Consider the following 20,555-nt stretch of genomic DNA (forward strand, 5'->3'; position numbering starts at 1 on the left):
AAGAGTCTGGAAAATATTTACAATTTGTGATAAATAGCTATTCCCATACCACTGCCAACAATTCGCTAGCCACTAGCCACGATCGACACTTCGACTGTCACTCAGTGCAAGCTATCCACTATCGTGGATCTCTAATTTGACAAGAGCGAGGGAGTAGCTAGTTTACTAAGTTCTCTAGAGTTGGGGTTCTGAGCCGACAACAAAAATGTTAGCCTGGAAAATAGTGCTGACAATTGCCGCGTTCGCGTAGCGTCCGCTGTGCGGAATCTACTCTCAGATCTGCCGCGTCCGCGATCTCCACTGGAAAGCCACAGCTAACGAGCGATATCTATCAATTTGCCATTTTCAGTTAACATGGTTTCTCTCACAACTTTATCGTTATTTATCACCGACCTCGATCGGACCCTCGTTGGCAATGACAGCTCGCTAGATCGACTCAATCAGATCCTCGATCTCTATCGTCAAACTTGGGGGACTAAAATAGTGTATGCCACAGGTCGATCGAGAGCATCGTATCAAGAATTAGCGACCGCGCAATCGCTGCTGGCTCCCGACGCTTTAATTGCGGCGGTAGGTACCGAATTGTACGTCGGTAACTCGGACAATCCCGATCCGGAATGGATAGAGCGACTGAGTACCAATTGGCATCGCGACAAAATTGTAGAAATTGCCAGTCGGTTTGCTGACTTAGAACCCCAGCCGCCAGCCGAGCAACGTCCGTTTAAAGTCAGCTACTTTCTCTCGCCGAGTGTAGTCGCCGACGTGGTACCACAACTGCAACAGTTGCTGGTCGATCGCAACCTTGATGTCGAAATTATCTATAGTGGTAGTAAGGATTTGGATATTTTGCCGCGTAATGGGGATAAAGGTAAAGCCGTGCAATTTTTACGCGATCGTTGGCAGATCGATCCGAGCCAGACGCTAGTATGTGGCGATTCTGGTAACGATATTTCGCTATTTAAATATGGCAAAGAACGCGGTGTCATTGTCGGCAATGCCCATTCCGAGCTACGGTTATGGTACGAACTCCATCCAGTGGATTACCACTATTTAGCTGCTGCCGATTACGCCGCAGGTATTCTAGAAGGACTCAATTACTTTCGGTTTGTCGCATAGTTACCAAAGTTTAGTGGGGGAGTCCTCCTTTAGGAAGAGCTAGAGTTGGATTCCCTTCATGTAGAGTTTTATCAAGATCCCGATCTTGTCGCTAACTTTGGATGTAATCGTATTAAATATCCACAGCGCAATCGATCGAGCGATCTGTACCTGACCGAGAGCGCGCTCGATCCAGTCATCCCCCCCTTGACAAATTGACAAATATACCCCAACTTGCACATTAGTGGCTGCTGTAGAACACAACTCAACCAACTCACATTACCTCCCTAATTCCTGACGACCTCAAAACGCCCCTATGTCAACCCTCGTCATTGTCGAATCTCCCACCAAAGCGCGCACTATCGGTAAGTTTTTGCCATCGAGTTATGTTGTCAAAGCTTCGATGGGACATGTGCGGGATCTGCCCCCCTCAGCAGATGAAATTCCGCCTGAATATAAATCTCAAAAGTGGGCAAAAGATCTGGGAATCGACGTGGAGAACGGGTTTGCCCCCCTATATATCATCCCCAAGGACAAGCGGAAGATCGTTCAAGAATTGAAAACGGCTCTCAAAGATGCTGACGAACTGATTCTGGCAACGGACGAAGATCGTGAGGGTGAAAGTATCAGTTGGCACCTATTGCAGCTCCTCAATCCCAAAGTGCCGACCAAACGAATGGTCTTTCACGAGATTACCAAAGAAGCGATCCAAAAAGCACTAAAAAATTGCCGCAATATCGACGAGCAAATCGTTCACGCTCAAGAAACCCGCCGCATTCTCGATCGATTGGTCGGTTATCGGCTGTCGCCGTTGCTGTGGAAGATGATTGGTGGTAAATTATCCGCAGGTAGAGTTCAGTCGGTAGCGGTGCGGTTGTTGGTGATGAAAGAACGCCAACGGCGGGCGTTTAAATCGGCTGAATATTGGGATCTGAAAGCACTGCTGGTTCACAATAAACTAGATTTTGACTCGAAACTAGTTACAGTAGATGGGACGAAGATCGCCACAGGTGCCGATTTCGACCCGAATACCGGAAATTTACTCCCCGGCAAAAAAGTTCGAGTCCTCAATGGGAGCGACGCCAACGCACTCAAAGACAGCCTCCAGGACAAAACCTGGACGGTAACTGGATTGGAAGAAAAACCCGTCACTCGCAAACCAGCACCGCCATTTACCACTTCAACCCTCCAACAAGAAGCCAACCGCAAACTGCGCTTATCCGCCAAGCGCACCATGCAAGTCGCCCAATCCTTGTATGAAGAAGGCTATATTACTTACATGCGAACGGATTCGGTGAATTTGTCCGAACAAGCGATCGAAGCCGCGCGTGCTTGCGTGCTAAACATGTACGGACAAGAATATCTCAGCCCCAAACCCCGCCAATATTCTACCAAAGCCAAAGGTGCTCAAGAAGCACACGAAGCCATCCGTCCGGCAGGGAGCAGCTTTCGCACGCCCAAAGCCACCGGACTCAGTGACGAAAAATTGAAACTTTACGACTTGATCTGGAAACGGACGGTAGCCTCGCAAATGGCCGATGCGCGGCAAACCCAGCTCAGCGTCGATTTACAGGTCGAAAACGCTGGATTTAGATCCTCTGGTAAGCGAATCGATTTCCCTGGCTACCTGAGAGCATATGTCGAAGGCTCCGACGATCCTAACGCGGCGATCGAAGACCAAGAAATCATTCTTCCTGCCTTAGTCAAAGGCGATCGTCCCGACTGCAAAAAACTCGACGCGATCGACCACTTTACCCAACCGCCAGCCCGCTATACCGAAGCATCCCTGGTCAAGATGCTCGAAAGTGAAGGGATCGGTCGCCCTAGTACTTATGCCAGCATCATCAGTACGATTATCGATCGGGGGTATGCTCAGACTCAAAGTAATGCCCTAGTGCCGACTTTTACCGCCTTTGCGGTCACAGCTTTACTCGAAAAACATTTCCAAGATCTTGTCGATCCGCACTTTACCGCCCGGATGGAGCAATCGCTCGATGATATCTCTACTGGAGCGACGCAATGGCTCCCCTATTTAGAAAAATTCTATTTCGGCGATACAGGGTTGGATAATCTAGTCAAGCAAGGGTTTGACAACATCGATGGCAAGCTCGCACGGACGATCGAGTTTGACAATATCGAAGCTAAAATCCGGATCGGTAAATTTGGGCCGTATATCGAATCCGAATTCGGTAATGCTTCAATTCCTGAAGGTCTGACACCTGCCGATTTAGCTCCCGAAACGGTCGAGATGCTGATCGAAAAGAAGAAGAGCACTCCCGATATCCTCGGACATCACCCCGAAACTGGCGAACCGATTTATTCTAAAGAGGGTCGATATGGACCCTACGTACAATTGGGCGACCAAGGTGAAGATCCCAAGATCAAGCCCAGAATCTCATCCATCCCCAAAGAGATGAATCCCGCAGATGTCACTCTGGAAATCGCCGTCGAGTTACTCAAACTCCCCCGCAGCCTGGGAGTACATCCCGAAACTGGTGGTAAGCTACAAACTAATGTCGGCAGATTTGGGCCGTACATCTTGTACGATCGTGGCAAAGAAGGTAAGGAATATCGATCGCTTAAAGCTCCCGATGATGTCTATACTGTCACACTAGAGCGGGCGGTGGCAATCTTGGCAGAACCTAAAGCTGTACGCGGTGCGCGTGGCAAAAAAGAACCATTGCGCACGCTCGGCAATCATCCCAACGATAACGAACCGATAGCGATTTATGCTGGACCCTATGGTAACTATATCAAGCATGGTAAAACCAATGCTGGCTTGCCAGAAGGCGAGACCGTCGAAGGCATCAGTATGGAAACCGCACTGAGTTTGTTGGTAGCCAAAGGTGGAGCGGTGAAGAAAACAACTGCTAAAAAAACCACCGCCACAGCCAAGAAAACGACCGCAACTAAAGCCAAAACTACTAATACAAAGAAAACTACAGCTTCAAAAACAATTACCGCAGCTAAAAAAACTACCACCAAATCGAAGACTAGTTAGTCTCGATCGAATTTGCGATCGCAACAAGCCGCTAATTACTCGATGCAGTTAGCGGCTGCATATATCGGCAGCTCATGCCGATTTTTTCCCCACTCGATAGAGATTGCCAATCTCTGTGGCCATATTTTGTGCCAAGAACCGACAAGATCCAAGATCGCTAGAGCCAAAAAACGGTGTCAGCGGCTGAGGATGCTCGATCGCGCGATCCATAGTCTGGGTGAGTTGTTCGATATTTCTGGGGGCGACTAAATACCCATTGACGCCATTGGTAATAATTTCGGGAATCCCATCGACAGCCGAGGCAATACAGGGTTTCCCGATCGCTAATGCCTCTAAAAGAGCGATCGGTTGACCTTCCCATAATGATGGCAGCACGAACACATCGATCGCCGATAAAAATTCATAGATATCGGTGCGCGCGCCTAAAAACATCACCCGTCGATCGATTTTCAATTCATCGGCAAGTCCGATCGATTCGTAGCGTAGTTCGCCATCGCCAACGATCGCCAACCGTGCGGGATTATTTAACTTAGCAAAAGCTCGTAATAAGTATGCGTGGCCTTTTTGGGCGTGGAGTCTACCGACATTGCCAAAGATAAACTCACTCGCCCCAAACCCAAATCGACGTCGAGCGATATCTCGATCGAGGGGTGTGGCAAACTGCTCGATTTCGATGCCATTATGGACCACCGATGTGTGTGCGGGGTGGGCAACTTTTGCAGCTACCGCTTTCACATAATCCGATTGACAAACACAAATTATCCGATCCGTATACTTTAGCAAAAATCGATCGAGCAGTCGAAAAATTGCTCTTTTGAATAGTTGGAGGATAACTCCAATCGCGCCTCGTGAAATATGGAGATAGTGCAGTCCGTGATAAGTATGCACCATCGTGGGTCGCTCTGTTAGTCCGAGTGCGACTAATCTCATCCAAAATCCTGCCGTCCCCCCATGAGTATGGACGATATCAAATCTATGCGCCAATAGTAGTTGGCGGATGCTTTGATAAGACTTCCAGCTTAATTTGTTGGCAATCGTAATCGGATGGACGATCTTACCTAGTTTGCGGACTTCATCCACCAGCCAACCTGTCTCCTCTGTGGCAACCTCCACCTCAAAGTTTTCCCGATCTAAATACTTGGATAAGAGTAATACATGCGTTTGGCCGCCGCCCAGACTTGCCTCATCGATCGTCAACAGAACTCGCAATTTTGACATCAGATTTTCCCTGACAATCTTAAATAAAATTTCAAGATTTTGAGCTGAATTTCATTCAGATGTTTTTGATAATAATACAGTTGGCTATCGCGATAGTAGTTATTAATATTTTTTGTAATATTCTTAGAGCTACCGCCTAAAAGATGAATTATGCTAGTACCAGGGTAATAGATAACCTTGAATTCTAAATCGCGAACGCGTTTGCAAAGATCTTTATCTTCAAAGTACATAAAGAAGGCTGGGTCAAACCCCCCTAGTCTTTGATATATATCTCTATGTATCATCAAACAAGCCCCCGTTACCCAACCGACTTCTCGAATTGTCGAATATTGTTTATTATAGATGTTTGCAACTAGACCGTGCCATTTCCGATCCAATCCATAGCGAATCTTATCGATAAACTCAATGGCTAGATTTGGTAACATTCCCGATGACAATTGATAGCTGCCATCTTGAAAAGTAATCCGCGCACCAATGGCGGCGACATCTGGCTCGCGATCGAGATAAGCTGCTAAAATCTGCGGTGTATTCTCGGTAAGGAGCGTATCGGTATTTAAAAATAACAGGTATTTACCTTGCGATCGCTCCACCGCCAAGTTATTTGCCTTGCCAAATCCTAAATTAACTTCGCTACAAATCAGCCGCACCCAAGTAAATCGCGTGCGAACGATCTCGACACTATTATCTGTCGAAGAGTTATCGATAACTATGACTTCACAATCGGCATTAATAAATTTAGCTAGCGAGTTCAGACATTCTGCTAAAAATTCAGCACCATTATAATTAACTAGAATAATTGATATACTCACATCTAGCGATCGGGAATAGTGGATAGTGAATAGCTTGCACTGAGCGACAGCCGAAGTGTGGATAGTTAATAGTGGAATATCTAACAGCTTATTGTCTTAATAAAGGACTTTAAAATTAATCGCTAAGTTGCGAAGATACTGCCATAACCCCGGAAAAAGTCGCTTGGCATATTTAAACATCGAAAACCTTTTGGAAAGTGGGACGCGCATGTTTTTGGAGATCTTCCAATTTGGATAAAATTCCTTATATTCTAATTGATTTGCTAGTTTGGCATGAGACAGACGTAAATCTGCTAACTCGTGTTGCCAAAGAGCAATTTGTAATTGAAGCTGTTCGAGATCTAAGTCTTGAGGTAAAGTTTTAGCTGGTATCAGTGTTGCTATTTTTTGCGAATCGAAGGCTTCATTTTCCAATCGCTCTTGATATTCAATTACCATCTCCTCTACACTTTTGTGCTGGAAAGATGATAGTCGATCGCGAATTTCTTGCAAAGTTTTGGGATCGTCGAGGAGATCGTTAACTTTTAGCACGATCTTTTCTGGGTTGGGTGGTACTAAAAATCCATTGACACCATCTTCAATCCGATCGGCAAAGCTACCGATTTTAGTTGCCAATGTCGGAATACCCATCGACATGAGTTCGCTTAATGTGAAGCTAAAAGTTTCAGTCCAAACTGACAATAGTAATCCCAGATCTATTTCTAACTTATCGACTATTGCGGCTAACTCTTCACGTTTATAATGGGAGATAATTGTCACTCCACGCTTACGCTTGAAAGCATACCCATCATCACCACAGCCAACTAAGTAAACATCGGCAACTTCACACAGGCGATCGCAAATTTGACCGAATAATTCTAATCCCTTATGGGTAGATAGTTCTCCTAAAATCATAATTCGCGGCCTGTTTTTTGGCGGAGCCTGTAGCTCGGTACTTAATGATTTTACCGTTACTAGTGGGGAAATACCATGCGAGATAACAAACATCGGTACATCTGCTAATTTAGGTTCTAACGATACCAATCGATCTTTGATAAACGGCGATGGAATAATCAGCGGAATATATTTACCTTTGAGCATGCGCACAAATGTCTCGCGAATTTCCATCCATTCGATCGCCGAAGTAAATGGAAAGAACCTGACGGGATTTTCGGCAAAACAAGTTTTTAGGTGACTGAAGTTACATTCTTCACAATTACCTTTGAAATAAGCAATAATTACCGGACAGAATGGATAAAAATCATGACAGATAATGACCGTGCGGCGATCGGTGTGTAATAGCTCGAAAGCATGTCCGATAAATGAGGAGATTAAAATACAATCGATTTTAAATACATCGATAATTTCTTGTAAAATATAACGATACTCTAAGTGAGTGGCTGAGGTAGAGACAATCGGTTTATCTAACTCCCACATCCGCAGTGGAATTCGATCTTCAATATGACGATATAAATGGATTTGTTTGGCAGGTGTGCCATGTTCGCCAATCGATTTGAGTACAAAATTGGTATCGCGGGTATCAGATTGTGCGTATTCTTTCACCCATCGTTCTAACCCGCCACCCCAACTGTGCATCACATGTAGATTGATCATATATATTATGATAATAGTTGTTTAATTTTTCAGTCTACCGCCACCTTAACTACGCTCTTACCTATAATTTAATATACTTTTCTATCTATATAGCTTTTCCCAATAATTTTCTGACAAATCGCCACGAGCGCGATGATTTAATCGAACTCAATTCTGTTTGCAGGCGCACCAATTCCGATCGCATGGCTTCGGGAGATTCGGTGCTAAATTCGATCGCATCTGAAGTTCCGGTATGCTGACACCATGCAAGATATGATTTGCCCGGATCTGTAGTGGCAAATGGATCGGGGAATGCTTGTTGCAAATCGACGCGAGAGCGATACACGATTCTCTGTAATTTGGTAATTACTTCACCATTATCAAAACATCCATACGCGCACTCAATTTGTCCCAATTTTTCTTGTTCGGCGAGTTGACATTGCTCGATATACCAATCTCTTAATTCAAACAGAACGGGGCTATTTTTACCGTATAGTTTAAGCATTACTTCTTGATCGCCACTATCGAAGCCGGAGAAGTGATAAAAACAAATTGGCTGTCCGTTAATCTGGATGCCTTTTTCGATACTTCCCGTTGCAACTCGATGAGTGAGATTCCAAGTGGCAACATTATAAATCGGCTCGCGAGTAATGCACAAATCGCTAAAAAATGCTGGAGCTAGATCGACCCATCTCTGATCGGTAAATAATCCGTTTAGCTTATCATCATAGCAATAGTTTTGGAGTCTGGCGGCCCACCAGTCGATAAATTTCAACCCTTCCGAGCCAGGAGTAGTACGAATCCCTAAAAATCCGAGATTGAAGACACCATGTTTGAGACTGCAAATCTCATTATCGACGATCGCGCGATCGAGTTCTTCGGGTTCGGTTTGGTGGGGTGTTAGTAAAATACTATTTTTAGTTAACTTAGCTATTAATGAATCGATTGGGGAAAAAATGACGATATCAGGATCGAAAAAGAACACATAATCGGGTTGATAGCGTCTGACAATCTCCTGAAAAGCAAATCCTTTGACCCCCGTACACATCTCGACGAGAGTATGTTTAAAAATCCAACTCTTGCGATTGGGAATCGACAATTCCTCGATCGTAATAACAGTATCAAAAGGTTCATTATTAAGATCGAGCCAACTTGGTACTCGATCGGAAAGGACGATATGAAATTGATAGTCTGGATGAAATTTTTTTAATGACTTGGCAAGTACTCTTGCCTTCGGAATGTAATTTGTGGTGATGCTTGTAAATAAATGTATTGATGCCATTATCTTACTAATAGTTAGTCACGCTGATAAAAATCAAATATTTGAATCCATTAATAGCATACTCGTCAACCTAAAAAAAGTATTAGGTTAACTATTTTTTTGTTTAGGAGCAATATCAGCTAATATTTTCACCTGAATAGACCTCCAATTAATTTTTTTAATAAAGATCTGAGCAATTTTAATGTCCATACTCCCTCTAGCTCGATCGCTCTGATTTTATCAGCATATTCCCGCAAGCTAGATTGAGATTGAGTTAATTCAACTTGAGTCTGGTGCAGTTGTGCTTGCGATCGCACTAATTCTGCTTGAAGTCTACTATTAGTAATATCGGCATCTTTAGTTAGTGCGTATAATTCTGGCAGACCGAAATTATATTTAGACTTTGAAAACCGTAAAGTTTGTTCGGATTGGAGCAGATCGAACAATTTTTCGATGCCGATATGCCTAAGTAGCGTGAGATCGTGATTTAAATAGATAAAAGCTTTTGCTAGTTCGTAACTATCACCTTCAAATAGTTCTAGCCGATCGCTCGCTGCCGGAAAACTCGCCCTAAATAGCTCGATCGGGGTATTGTCGAGAATTTTACGATAGAGTTGGTAGCCTTCAAAAATCGATCGTACTGAATTATTCGGATCGCTACTTAAGTTGTTGTCGCCCGATCGCACGCGATATTTAACTAATTTAGATTCTAACAAGCATATCTCATATTTCTTAACAATTTTGAACCACATTTCAAAGTCTTGTTGCTGAATTAATACTGGATTAAATAAGCCACATTCGACTAATATTTCCTTTTCTACTAAGGCAGTCACCGCACATAAATAGTTTCCCTTCATAAAAAACCAATTTAACATTTCGGCACGGCTGCGCTGCGGATGATTGAAAAAATCTTGGGCGAAGTGCTTGCCGACAAACGGCTGACTATCGTCATCGATAAAATCCACCCACGAAAACACTACTCTATTGCCAGAATCATGTAGGTGCTGATATTCGACAGCCAAGCGGTGTGGATAGCACACATCATCCCCAGACATCAGTGCGATATATTTAGCCGACGCTGCTAAGATGCCGTTATTTGCCGCCGCACTCGGCCCTTGATTTTCTTGGTATATGTAGATAATCCGATCGTCTTGGAAGCTGCGAATAATTTCATCGGTGCGATCGGTCGATCCATCATTGACGACGATCAATTCAAAATCGGTAAAGGTTTGATCTAAAATGCTCTGAATTGCTTCAGCAATATATTTTTCATGCTGATAGGCGAGCGTAACGACGCTAATTGAAGGGGTTCGTCCCACTTAGATGTCCTCCAATAACGTGGCGATCGCGATGTCGAGTTGAAGATCTCTCAAATGCGCTCCCATCGGCAAGCTGATAATTTGGTTGCTAATCCGCTCGGTAATCGGCAAGCTACCTTTAGGCATTTCCGGTTGGCAATACGCTGCTGACAAATGCGGTGGCGTCGGATAATGAATTAGAGTTGCCACCCCATTTTGACGCAGATGTTGCTCTAAATTATACCGATTAGGGTGACGCACTACAAATAAATGCCACACCGGATCGGCCCAATCGGGAACCACAGGCAAAGTTAAGTGGGGGTTTTTGCCGAGCGTCGCTAAATATCGATCGGCAACGCTGACGCGACGAGCGTTCCACTCATCGAGTTTGGCGAGCTTGACGCGCAAGAATGCTGCTTGCAATTCATCCAAGCGACTATTGTATCCTGGAATTTCATTTTCGTACTTGACGCGAGAGCCATAATTGCGCAGCAAGCGAATCCGCTCTGCCAACTCAGCATTGTTCGTCGTTACCGCACCTGCATCCCCGATCGCGCCGAGATTTTTGCTAGGGTAGAAACTAAACCCCGCCGCATCTCCCAAACCGCCAGTGCGACGCTGTTTATACCTAGCACCATGACTTTGTGCGGCATCTTCAATTACTTGCAAATTGTGTCGTTTGGCAATTTCATTAATCGCATCCATATCCGCAGGCTGGCCGTACAAATGGACTGCCATAATCGCCTTGGTACGCGCGGTAATCGCAGCTTCGATGAGCGATGGATCGATATTGTAAGTATGCTCGTCTGGTTCCACAGCCACGGGAGTCGCTCCCACCTGCGACACCGCCAGCCAACTGGCAATATAAGTATTAGCGGGGACGATAACTTCATCGCCAGCACCAATCTCCATCGCTCGCAAAATTAGGTGCAAAGCCTCCAAGCCATTCCCAACGCCGATACAGTATTTAGTTTGGCAATAAGCGGCAAATTCCGCTTCAAATGCGGCTACTTCCTCACCCAGAATATACCAGCCAGATGCCATTACCCGCGCATAGGCGTCATCCAGCTCCGCCTTTAATTCGAGATAAGGAGCCTGAAAATCTAGAAAAGGTACTTTCATCAGGGCTTGCTCCGCACGGATGCCAGAAACTCATCATAATCGCGGTAATAATCGGATTCGTCATAAAAGATCGAAGCTAATACCATGCACACAGATCCCGAAGAGAAGTTATCTAGTTCCCGCCACACCATCGGACAGACATACAGTCCATAATAAGAGCGGTTGAGATGAAAACGCTTAGTAGCGCAGCCATCGTCCAAAATAACATCAAAGCTACCCGAAATTGCAATAATCAACTGCTGTAGCTCTTTGTGCGCGTGTCCGCCACGTTCGGCACCACCAGGAACATCATACAGATAATACACTCTTTGCAGATCGAACGGGACATGTTTGCCGGACTCGACAAAGGTGAGATTGCCACGCGGATCTTGAATTCTCGGTAGATCGATAATTTCACATCGGTCGATCGTGCTCATTTGTCAATTTAATATATAGATATTTTCGATTATATGAGTTTGACGATAAATTTCCGCAAAGGGTTCTCGATCGCATAATAAGTTATGGCAGAGCCGAGCAACGTTATCGAAAAGATCGCGAATGCCAATAAATAACGATCTGCTATAAATGGCACATACTGCACTAACATTCGATAATTAGTTTCGATAAATAAGAGTGGGATACTCTGAACTAAGTAAAACGAATAGCTAATTTTTCCCAGCACCACAAAAGTGCGATTGGCTAAAATTCGATAGAGATAACCTTTAGAAATACTAGCGCAATAATACACGATCGCGGCGATCGCGGGAATCGCAACAAAGTTATGAATTACATAGATCTGTGGGACTGCTTTAGCATAAATACTCAAGTAAGTTAATAAGCCGATCGTCACCAAAACGAGTTTATAGCGATCGGGTACCGACTTGGCAGCAGGACGATCGCTATTAGTAATAAAAATAATGGCGATAATTACGCCGATAATAAACTCTGACAATCGGTAGATCGGCAACGCATAGACAGTGGCAAATAACACCTTGGGAACGAGTGGTGATATAAATACTAAGCCGGGAATTAACGATAAGATATAAAAAATTAGTAGTAATTTTTTTAATCGATCGAGCGATAGCGGCTTGAGAACGAACAGGATATAAGGAAATAAAACATAGAAAAAACATTCTACCGACAAAGACCAGGTACCGCCATCGATCCAATAATTAAATAATGATGGCAACCAGGCTTGTAATAAAAATACATTTAAAATAACAACCAGCAGATAAGTAAGCAAATAAGCGATAGTCCCGATCGCATCTGCGCCTACCTGCGGAATTACCAAGAATGGTAAAGTTAAGATACTGATGAGAATATAGACCGGATAAATCCTGGCAAATCGCTTGATTAAAAAAGCTCTGTAGTCTCGAATCGGCTCCTTATTAAAATAAGTATATCCGAGCACAAAACCTGATAAAATAAAAAAAATACTCATGCCCAATGGCCCTTGGGAAATAATATTATCGATCGGCCCAGGCAGATCGAGCGGCCAGCGACTATTGACATGAAATAGAAATACCCAAAAAGCACTGATAAACCGCAAACTAGTCAGTGGTAGTAATTCGGTTTTAACCATTGCAGTTGTCACGATCTTACTCGACTTCATTGACACTTTTAATTACTCGCGCGGGATTACCAGCAACCATTTTTCCTGCCGGAATATCTTTACTAACTACTGCTGCTGCGGCGACGATCGATCCCATGCCAATTCGCACGCCAGGTAGAATATTTGCACCCGCACCAATTGCCACATTATCCTCGATTTTGGGGCCTCGAACGCGGTCTTCATTATATTCGAGTTTGCCGATGGCACGATCGTTAGTAGTCGCCACTAGCACACTAATAAACACATCATTACCAATCTCACAATTACCCGTAATATGAGTGAGATCCATAATTTTAGTTCGATCGCCGATCTGGGTATTATAATTAATCGTTACACCTCTACTAATAATACAAAACTCACCAACTATGACTTTTTCGCGAATCGAAGCATTATCTCCAATTAAAGTATTTTTGCCGATTTTTACATCATAATAAATAACACTATTCGGCCCGATCGAACAATTATCGCCGATCGAGACAATCCGATCGAATTCAGGTTTTCTCGCCATTGCCCCTGCTCCTTTTGGCTCTTTCCCCAGATAAGCTCCAGGGAAAATCTCAACGCTATCGCCGATAGTTACACCCGATTCGATCGTCACATGCGGATGGATAATAACATCACTTCCAATTTGGACATCAGCTTCAATAACGACAAAAGCTGAAATGCGTGTATTGGAACCGATCTTATTTGTTTCGACACAGGCTGATTTGTGGATGAAATAATTAAGTTCTGCTTGAGGATTTTGCATGAGTTGATATTATTAGAGACGCAAAGGACACAAAGGTCGGAAAAGAAGATTAGTTAGCTTCTTCTTCTTTCTCTCCGCTCTCTGCATCTCTGTGGTTTAAAATCATTAGCTCGTAAGTAATCTAAATTTAGGAATGAATTAGGCTCTCTATAGTACCTTAATTATTTACATGCTTGCACTTAATTTCAGCAGGCACGTAAACTTTAGCGGTAAATCGATCGAGTGGATCTTCGGCCATATTAACTTTAAAGACGATCGCATCGTCGATATAATCTAAAAAGATATGATTCTGATTCATCACTACTGGTAACTCAACGGCAACAGTAAGCGTATAAACACCGACATTGAGCATATTTGGCGATCGCATTTCAACGACATATACTTGTCCGGCTGTTGCTGGTGGCATATCGACTTTTTCAACCGATGTCACCGTCCCAATAATATCGATACCTTTGATATCCCTAATTAAGTAACCAAAACAAAAGGTAGGAAAATCTTTTTCAAATAAGATTGCAGCTTGGATGATAAACTCTTCGCGCGATTCCAGTTCGGCAGTAGGTTGATGCTGACTGTTGAGAAGTTTGATATCTAAGACTTTGGCACCACCTTCGCCATAGCGATGGCAACCTTCGGCTAGTTCTGCCTGTTGCTTTGTATCGACAAATATTTCCGAAATGTCGGCATCGATAATTACATTTTTAGCCGATTTACCATTCTGGAGATCGAGATTTTTCTCACTATTTTCGAGATTCTGTTGTAGCTGAAGTTTCAGATCTTGATTCATATCGCCATGAATCACGCTGATATAACTAGCGACGACATCCGCTGCTTTACCAATTTTTTTTAGTTCGCCACCTTCTAAAAAAACACCCCTTTGACAAAAACTTTTGACAGAACCAGTATCGTGACTGACAAATAACACCGTCACGCCAGCTTCCATCATCTGGCGCATCCGCGTCATACATTTTGCCTGAAAAAACATATCGCCGACAGCTAAAGCTTCATCGACAATTAAAATATCTGGCTCGACATGAATTGCTGCGGCAAATGCCAAGCGCACGTACATTCCACTCGAATAATTCTTAACTGGTCGATCGATAAAATCTTTGATGTCGGCAAATGCAGCAATATTATCGAAACGATCGTCTATTTCTGCTTTAGCAAGACCCGCAATCGCACCATTCATGTAGACATTATCGCGTCCGGTAAATTCTGGATTAAAGCCAGCACCCAACTCTAATAAAGCCGCAACTCTACCATTAACTTGAATATCGCCATAAGTAGGGGTTAAAGTTCCACAAATCAGTTGTAGCAATGTCGATTTGCCCGCACCATTACGCCCGATAATTCCCATCGTTTCTCCCCTCATAATCTCAAAGGAGATATCGCGCAATGCCCAAAATTCCTCAGTATACGATTTACCAGGAAAGATCATCTCTTTAAGTCGATCGACAGGCTGCCTGTATTGCTTAAAGCATTTCGAGACATTATTGAGGGAAATGGCAATTTCCGATCCCATATTAATACTATTACTCCTCACCACTTAATAAATATCGATCGCTAATATTGCAGTTTACAAGACATCCGCAAATACCGGACGCAACCGCTTGTAAACTACAAAACCCCCAGCAAACACGATCGCCGAAATTGCCGCAGTCACACCCCATTCGGCCCAATGTTTGACTTCACCTACTAAAATAAGATCTCGATAAACTTCCGAAATTGTCGCCAGCGGGTTCAACCAAAAGATCCAATCGCGAAATTCTGGGGGAATTGCGGAAGCTGGGTAAATAATCGGTGTCATATAAAACCAAATATTTAAAACCACCGCTAATACTTGGGGAACATCGCGCAAAAAGACCGTCAAACCTGCGACTAAATAACCTAAGCCAGTCGTCAACAACAACTGCGTCAACCACACCAGCGGTAGTAGTGCTAAAGTTGGATGTAAAGTATGAATGCTCAGAGCTACAAAGAAAATCAAAGCAATCAGACCAAAAGCACTTTCAATAAATGCCGACACTACTGGTACGATCGGTAATAAAGCTAGCGGAAACACAACTTTTTTAACTAAATTTGGTTGGGCAATTACGGAGATTGCCGATTGCGTCAAGCCACCCGTAAATGACATCCACGGTATCAAACCAGTAAATAGCCATAAGCCAAACGTAAAATTATTTTCGGGCACGCCATGCAGACTGAGCTTAACTTTGAGCACGATCGCAAATACATAAGTGTAGATCAGTAATTGCGATAATTGATTGACTAACGGCCATAAATTGCCCAACACCGAACCTTTGTACCGCGCCTCCAAGTCTCGCCTCACCAGCGTTCTGAGCAAATCGAATTTCGCCCGCTGGAGATCGCCCGCAGGCACCAATCGGTCTAATTTACCCACTTTATATAGCACACCCCGCATCGAATCTAACAATGATTACCTCCAGTATGTGTTGGCTGTTACGCCAATCTACCGACCCCAGCATATTACTTGAAGTTAGAGAAGATAGTCAAACGTCAATATCGAGATTAATTCAGCACGCGCGGCCTCAGATGTGCTAAAAAGACATCAACAGTTACCTCGCATAGATCCGCATGAGATTATTAATTAGCAACGATGATGGGATCTTTGCTCTTGGCATCAAGACACTAGCCGATACGCTCGCCCTCGCTGGACATGAAGTAATTGTAGTCTGTCCCGATCGCGAGCGATCGGCAACCGGACACGGTTTGACACTCCACGATCCGATTCGGGCTGAAGAAGTTGCAGGGATTTTTCATCATACCGTGAGGGCTTGGTCGTGTTCTGGTACGCCCGCAGATTGTGTGAAATTGGCACTGGGCGCATTACTAGATCGATTCCCCGATTTCGTCCTCTCAGGCATCAATCACGGTGCCAACCTGGGCACGGACGTTTTATATTCAGGAACGGTTTCTGCGGCGATGGAAGGCACGATCGAGGGCATTCCCAGTATTGCTTTGAGCCTGACTAGTTTCAGTTGTCGGGAGTTTCAACCCGCCGCGAATTTTGCCAGAGATTTAATCGCGCATTTAGAACACCAACCTCTCTCAGAATCTTTATTATTAAACGTCAATATTCCTCCCGTACCCGCAACCGAAATTGCAGGTGTTAAGATTACTCGCCAAGGACTCAGACGTTATTTCGATACTTTCCAAAAGCGGGTAGATCCGCGCGGTAAAACTTACTATTGGTTATCTGGCGAAGTGGTACAAGATTTGGAACAACCAGAACATTTCCATCTGCCATCAGAGATCGAAACCGACATTCAGGCCATCAAGCAAAACTATATTACGATCGTGCCGCTCCAGTTTAATATGACTTCGCCAAACGGTGTATTTGGTCTCAAAGATTGTGGGGTTGAAGGATTGAAAATAGAATCTTTAATAATTGATAATTGATAATTACCCCTTAGTGAAAAATCTACCGCGTACTGACAAGTCTGTATGAGTTGCTGCGTAGTCGCTTTACCTCACCCCAAGGGTGCGCGCTACGCATCGCAATCAGCAGTTAAAACTGCGGTGAAGTGGTTAACAACCTGGACGATCCATTAATGTTGGTGACGATAAGCACCGCCTTGTGGGGAAAATGGGGCGATTTCAGCCACTACCTGCAAGTCGCCTAATTGTACCAACATCCGCTCCAATACCGAATCGGGAGTCAACCGCAAATAGGTGGGGGCGATCTCCAGACTGACATGGCGATTGCCCAGATGATAAGCAGCTCGCAACAAATCGATCGCATTTTCGCTGGTGACAGTTAATACTGGCTCTGGTTTGGCAGCAACTTTGACGACAACGCCAGTAGTCTCAGATCCGAGCAGATCGCCATCTACTAGCACAGTACCACGCGGTAATTGGAGCGAGACTGGAGTGCCATCTGCTGTAATAAAATGATGGCGGCTGCGGGTGCGTTCTTCTGCTGTCAGCCAGAGCAGCAAAGGTGACGATGAATGATGGTGACGATCCAACTTTCGATCGATCGCGATTGCTGTTGTAGACGACGAGTCATTCGACATGGGATTGACCTTCATAGCTAATACTTGCTATTGTATCTTTATCGAAATCACACTCGATCGCTAATTCTAGCTAGTTCATGAAGCTCCGCACTCGATTTTGCAGTTGGGGATTGGAGCGGACAGCCTGAGTGATTTGATTGAATCGTTCGATACTCAGTCCGCGACTAGCTGCAATACTCTCACATTGGTTGCAGTATCTGATGAATAGGGATCTTGCTTCGCTATTCAATGACTCCATGGTATTAGGCTGATTGCATACCAGATTCGGCAAGGCACCATTATTGGCACGGCTGACTTGAGCGAGTGTCGATTGACGCAGTGGTTCGATTTGCATCAGTGCCGCAGCGTAGTTGCGCAGATCGGTATCGCTAAATTCATCCGCTCGTGCCGTGCTGCTAAAGATTAAACTTGGTTGCTGGGCGGTCAAATCTGGCACGATTCCTGCTAAGAGACCTAATAAGCTAGTCATGATGCCCATTACTAATAGGCGAGATAAACGGTCAGAGATACTTCGGGCGTGTGGAGTTGTCATATAACCAGGTGTGAGACCAAGCGAGCGAATTTTGGTTTAAGTTGCATTTTATTAGAAGTGTTTGGCATCTGATAAGTTCCTGGATACCACCACTCGAACTAGATGGCAATCCCTACTTGCATAGAATTTGGGCGATCTTTGCCCAAAAAGATCGCCCGCAGAAGCGAGCGATCGGATGTAATTTTAAATTGAAAGCGAATAACTAGGCGTCTTCACCGTTGGCAGCCGCTAAAGCAGCAGCTTTGGCAGCTTTCTTGGGCGGATCGAGTTTGAGACTCAAGTAACGAATGACATCTTCACTCAGGCGCATCGCTCTCTCTAACGGCGCGATTTCTTGGCCGGAGCCAGTGTAATTGACCTGAACGTAGATACCATCGCGGTTTTTACCGATGAGGTAGGCAAGACGACGTTTGCCGCGTTGTTGGATTTCAATTTCGGTAGCACCATTGGTTTCGAGGATGGCTCGATACTTCTCGATCGCTCCATCAGCCTGCTCGTCCGATAAATCGGGACGCAGGATATACATGATTTCGTATTTATCGCTCACAAATTCTCCTTATGGACATAGTGGCTTTAGCTCGGTTCGTAACTGGGCGGCTAAAGCAAGGATCATCTATTATATCAGAAATTGGTAACTTATTTGAACCAATTAGGTTGGAAATAAAGATCTTCCACCCCACAGCCATCTAGATTTTGACGGGGGATATGATGTCTGTGAGAATGTAATTGCCCTAATAGATCCAGGTACTCTCAGACAAGAATCTAACAACCGGAGCGACTAAATACGTTAATGCCGATTTTTGACCATCAATATTAACTAAACCATTTTGGGAGGTGATTGTCCTGATGTTCGAGATGAGTTGCGATCCACCACCCAAAGGTAGTAAAGCTCAGTAATAAACAAGTAGACAGAAGATACGCACTAGAGATGATACGGACAATAGTTGGTGCGGAGATGATATCGAACATGGTTCATTACAGCTCAAAGCTGTTGAAATTGTTTGTGAATCGCCTTATATACGTAATTCTGCTATTTACTACGCGATTGCTGCGGTGTTTTCCAGCACTGTCGAGAGCAATTTACTGTGCTAGACCGACAAACTTATCGCATTTACATAGACTGGCATTCGCCAACAGACGATCGACCCGATGAATATAACGCTCCCAAATCGAGCTATTTACTCATCTTCAGAAGATTGAGGTAGCGACATTATCTTCAGCCGCCTCAATCTATAGATTATTGTACCCTTATTTGTTAAGAAATGTTGATGAAAATTCGATTTTTGTCCTCAGTAGCTTTTAAATCGGCCTCACAGCTCGCCGATCGATCGCGAACACAGGTACCAACAGCTAATGGTAGCTCGATCGACCTATGAAAACAGCTAATCCCTCGATCGCTACATACTTATTGACAATTGAGCGGGGAGGGGGGATCGTAGGAGCGCAATTCCAATCCAAAATTCGCAATCCGCAATCCGCAATCCAAAATCCTACTCATACAACTGCCACCAAGGAATCTGCGGCGACTCGTGGTGTTTGCGGTGGTAGCCGAAATGATAGCAACTAATTAACGACCACCAACGCGAGCGTGGAATCGTCTCCGCGCGGTGTGGCTCGATATAGCCACCAACGGGTTCGCGATGCGGTAAAAATGTCCCAAAGTAAAATAGCTGGAGCGAACTCATTAGCGACGGGAATACCCAAAAGCAAGCCAGATTTACAGCTTGCCACCACAATGGCTGGGGGAAGAAATAGTGACAGATTGCCACGCCAGCCGCAAACATCGAGATGATCGTTATTACTTGCCGCCAAGTGATATGTTCGCTGACAAAATGTCCGAACCAGCCCCAAAAATGCTTTGTTTGTCCGTTATGAAAATCGGGATCGCGATCGCTGGCTGGATACTTATGGTGCTGGTGATGCTTGGCGCATAGTTGTGGGTAGTCAAATCCTGCATAAAACCACAAACAAAACTGTCCGATGGCGCGATTGACTCTTGGGGAAGGATAAATACTCCCATGCATGGCATCGTGCGCGATGATAAATAGCCCTGTGTAGATCCAGGTTTGCCAGATAAACAGAGCAATAAACCATATTGGCTGTAAAGTGTCAAGTCGGATCTGAACGCATTTCCACAGGCTAATTGCCCAGACTCCCACGATCGCGATGGCCACTTGTAATGGTAGGCTATTCTTAAGTCGAAATATCTGATTCATCGATCTGTCTTTAACATAAGAGTCTAGCCTGTCGAGCCAAAGAATGTCAAAATTCATC

Annotated in this window: 19 protein-coding genes; 3 read left to right on the forward strand and 16 right to left on the reverse strand. The window is 44.4% G+C overall.

The window, feature by feature from the left end; all coding sequences use genetic code 11:
- Nucleotides 1-354 precede the first annotated feature (354 nt).
- A complete protein-coding gene (locus CHA6605_RS01530) occupies nucleotides 355-1,116 on the forward strand; it encodes a sucrose-phosphate phosphatase (RefSeq protein ID WP_015157792.1) in 762 nt (253 codons plus the stop codon).
- Nucleotides 1,117-1,155: 39 nt separating this feature from the next.
- Here CHA6605_RS01530 and CHA6605_RS33490 read toward each other — a convergent pair whose 3' ends face one another.
- Complete coding sequence (locus tag CHA6605_RS33490; protein ID WP_157259713.1) at nucleotides 1,156-1,368, reverse strand: hypothetical protein; 213 nt, start codon at nucleotides 1,366-1,368, stop codon at nucleotides 1,156-1,158.
- A 43-nt stretch (nucleotides 1,369-1,411) separates the two neighbouring features.
- On the opposite strand from CHA6605_RS33490, the gene topA reads away from it, so the two are divergent.
- Entirely contained in the window at nucleotides 1,412-4,096 is a 2,685-nt protein-coding gene (topA, locus tag CHA6605_RS01535; protein WP_015157793.1) for a type I DNA topoisomerase, read from the forward strand.
- A gap of 72 nt (nucleotides 4,097-4,168) precedes the next feature.
- Here the strand turns inward: topA and CHA6605_RS31145 are convergent, their stop codons facing one another.
- From CHA6605_RS31145 to CHA6605_RS01590, 11 genes are all read right to left on the reverse strand, one after another.
- Nucleotides 4,169-5,314 carry a glycosyltransferase family 4 protein gene (locus tag CHA6605_RS31145; RefSeq protein ID WP_015157794.1) on the reverse strand — a complete coding sequence of 382 codons (1,146 nt, stop codon included), beginning with the start codon at nucleotides 5,312-5,314 and terminating at the stop codon, nucleotides 4,169-4,171.
- Nucleotides 5,314-6,123, reverse strand: coding sequence for a glycosyltransferase family 2 protein (locus CHA6605_RS01545; protein WP_015157795.1), 810 nt, complete (start codon nucleotides 6,121-6,123; stop codon nucleotides 5,314-5,316). The genes CHA6605_RS31145 and CHA6605_RS01545 overlap by 1 nt, the downstream gene beginning before the upstream one ends.
- A 96-nt stretch (nucleotides 6,124-6,219) precedes the next feature.
- On the reverse strand, nucleotides 6,220-7,716 hold the full coding sequence (locus tag CHA6605_RS01550) for a glycosyltransferase (protein ID WP_015157796.1): 1,497 nt from the start codon (nucleotides 7,714-7,716) through the stop codon (nucleotides 6,220-6,222).
- 85 nt (nucleotides 7,717-7,801) lie between these two features.
- The gene (locus CHA6605_RS01555) at nucleotides 7,802-8,977 is read right to left on the reverse strand and encodes a glycosyltransferase family protein (RefSeq protein WP_015157797.1); all 1,176 of its coding nucleotides are present in this window, start codon (nucleotides 8,975-8,977) and stop codon (nucleotides 7,802-7,804) included.
- A 128-nt stretch (nucleotides 8,978-9,105) separates the two neighbouring features.
- Nucleotides 9,106-10,275: a glycosyltransferase family 2 protein gene (locus tag CHA6605_RS01560; protein ID WP_015157798.1), complete on the reverse strand. Its 1,170-nt coding sequence runs from the start codon at nucleotides 10,273-10,275 to the stop codon at nucleotides 9,106-9,108.
- On the reverse strand, nucleotides 10,276-11,376 hold the full coding sequence (locus tag CHA6605_RS01565) for a DegT/DnrJ/EryC1/StrS family aminotransferase (RefSeq protein ID WP_015157799.1): 1,101 nt from the start codon (nucleotides 11,374-11,376) through the stop codon (nucleotides 10,276-10,278).
- Nucleotides 11,376-11,792, reverse strand: a complete 417-nt coding sequence (locus tag CHA6605_RS01570; protein WP_015157800.1) for a sugar 3,4-ketoisomerase — start codon at nucleotides 11,790-11,792, stop codon at nucleotides 11,376-11,378. Before CHA6605_RS01570 ends, CHA6605_RS01565 begins: the two co-directional genes overlap by 1 nt.
- Before the next feature lie 29 nt (nucleotides 11,793-11,821).
- On the reverse strand, nucleotides 11,822-12,967 hold the full coding sequence (locus tag CHA6605_RS01575) for an acyltransferase family protein (RefSeq protein ID WP_086936146.1): 1,146 nt from the start codon (nucleotides 12,965-12,967) through the stop codon (nucleotides 11,822-11,824).
- Nucleotides 12,954-13,715: an N-acetyltransferase gene (locus CHA6605_RS01580; RefSeq protein WP_015157802.1), complete on the reverse strand. Its 762-nt coding sequence runs from the start codon at nucleotides 13,713-13,715 to the stop codon at nucleotides 12,954-12,956. Before CHA6605_RS01580 ends, CHA6605_RS01575 begins: the two co-directional genes overlap by 14 nt.
- A 157-nt stretch (nucleotides 13,716-13,872) precedes the next feature.
- A complete protein-coding gene (locus CHA6605_RS01585) occupies nucleotides 13,873-15,234 on the reverse strand; it encodes an ABC transporter ATP-binding protein (protein ID WP_015157803.1) in 1,362 nt (453 codons plus the stop codon).
- A 54-nt stretch (nucleotides 15,235-15,288) separates the two neighbouring features.
- A complete protein-coding gene (locus CHA6605_RS01590; RefSeq protein WP_015157804.1) occupies nucleotides 15,289-16,134 on the reverse strand; it encodes an ABC transporter permease in 846 nt (281 codons plus the stop codon).
- 173 nt (nucleotides 16,135-16,307) lie between these two features.
- Here CHA6605_RS01590 and surE point away from each other — a divergent pair, with 173 nt between their 5' ends.
- Nucleotides 16,308-17,132, forward strand: a complete 825-nt coding sequence (surE, locus tag CHA6605_RS01595) for a 5'/3'-nucleotidase SurE (RefSeq protein WP_015157805.1) — start codon at nucleotides 16,308-16,310, stop codon at nucleotides 17,130-17,132.
- A gap of 149 nt (nucleotides 17,133-17,281) precedes the next feature.
- Here the strand turns inward: surE and ureE are convergent, their stop codons facing one another.
- From ureE to CHA6605_RS01615, 4 genes are all read right to left on the reverse strand, one after another.
- The gene (gene ureE, locus CHA6605_RS01600) at nucleotides 17,282-17,764 is read right to left on the reverse strand and encodes an urease accessory protein UreE (protein WP_232432159.1); all 483 of its coding nucleotides are present in this window, start codon (nucleotides 17,762-17,764) and stop codon (nucleotides 17,282-17,284) included.
- A 55-nt stretch (nucleotides 17,765-17,819) separates the two neighbouring features.
- Entirely contained in the window at nucleotides 17,820-18,218 is a 399-nt protein-coding gene (locus tag CHA6605_RS01605; RefSeq protein WP_232432160.1) for a DUF4168 domain-containing protein, read from the reverse strand.
- A 265-nt stretch (nucleotides 18,219-18,483) separates the two neighbouring features.
- Nucleotides 18,484-18,828 carry a 30S ribosomal protein S6 gene (gene rpsF, locus CHA6605_RS01610; protein ID WP_015157808.1) on the reverse strand — a complete coding sequence of 115 codons (345 nt, stop codon included), beginning with the start codon at nucleotides 18,826-18,828 and terminating at the stop codon, nucleotides 18,484-18,486.
- A 943-nt stretch (nucleotides 18,829-19,771) separates the two neighbouring features.
- Nucleotides 19,772-20,497, reverse strand: coding sequence for a fatty acid desaturase (locus CHA6605_RS01615; RefSeq protein ID WP_198288415.1), 726 nt, complete (start codon nucleotides 20,495-20,497; stop codon nucleotides 19,772-19,774).
- Nucleotides 20,498-20,555 lie beyond the last annotated feature (58 nt).

Origin of the sequence: Chamaesiphon minutus PCC 6605 (genome assembly GCF_000317145.1) — a bacterium.
Classification (GTDB): domain Bacteria; phylum Cyanobacteriota; class Cyanobacteriia; order Cyanobacteriales; family Chamaesiphonaceae; genus Chamaesiphon; species Chamaesiphon minutus.

Coding starts and splice junctions, on each gene's coding strand:
- CHA6605_RS01565 (WP_015157799.1), bottom strand. CDS start 11,376: ATGAAAGTACCTTTTCTAGATTTTCAGGCTCCTTATCTCGAATTAAAG.
- CHA6605_RS01590 (WP_015157804.1), bottom strand. CDS start 16,134: ATGCGGGGTGTGCTATATAAAGTGGGTAAATTAGACCGATTGGTGCCT.
- CHA6605_RS31145 (WP_015157794.1), bottom strand. CDS start 5,314: ATGTCAAAATTGCGAGTTCTGTTGACGATCGATGAGGCAAGTCTGGGC.
- CHA6605_RS01530 (WP_015157792.1), top strand. CDS start 355: ATGGTTTCTCTCACAACTTTATCGTTATTTATCACCGACCTCGATCGG.
- CHA6605_RS01580 (WP_015157802.1), bottom strand. CDS start 13,715: ATGCAAAATCCTCAAGCAGAACTTAATTATTTCATCCACAAATCAGCC.
- ureE (WP_232432159.1), bottom strand. CDS start 17,764: ATGAAGGTCAATCCCATGTCGAATGACTCGTCGTCTACAACAGCAATC.
- CHA6605_RS01615 (WP_198288415.1), bottom strand. CDS start 20,497: ATGAATCAGATATTTCGACTTAAGAATAGCCTACCATTACAAGTGGCC.
- CHA6605_RS01585 (WP_015157803.1), bottom strand. CDS start 15,234: ATGGGATCGGAAATTGCCATTTCCCTCAATAATGTCTCGAAATGCTTT.
- CHA6605_RS01550 (WP_015157796.1), bottom strand. CDS start 7,716: ATGATCAATCTACATGTGATGCACAGTTGGGGTGGCGGGTTAGAACGA.
- CHA6605_RS01570 (WP_015157800.1), bottom strand. CDS start 11,792: ATGAGCACGATCGACCGATGTGAAATTATCGATCTACCGAGAATTCAA.
- topA (WP_015157793.1), top strand. CDS start 1,412: ATGTCAACCCTCGTCATTGTCGAATCTCCCACCAAAGCGCGCACTATC.
- surE (WP_015157805.1), top strand. CDS start 16,308: ATGAGATTATTAATTAGCAACGATGATGGGATCTTTGCTCTTGGCATC.
- CHA6605_RS01555 (WP_015157797.1), bottom strand. CDS start 8,977: ATGGCATCAATACATTTATTTACAAGCATCACCACAAATTACATTCCG.
- CHA6605_RS01605 (WP_232432160.1), bottom strand. CDS start 18,218: ATGACTAGCTTATTAGGTCTCTTAGCAGGAATCGTGCCAGATTTGACC.
- CHA6605_RS01575 (WP_086936146.1), bottom strand. CDS start 12,967: ATGAAGTCGAGTAAGATCGTGACAACTGCAATGGTTAAAACCGAATTA.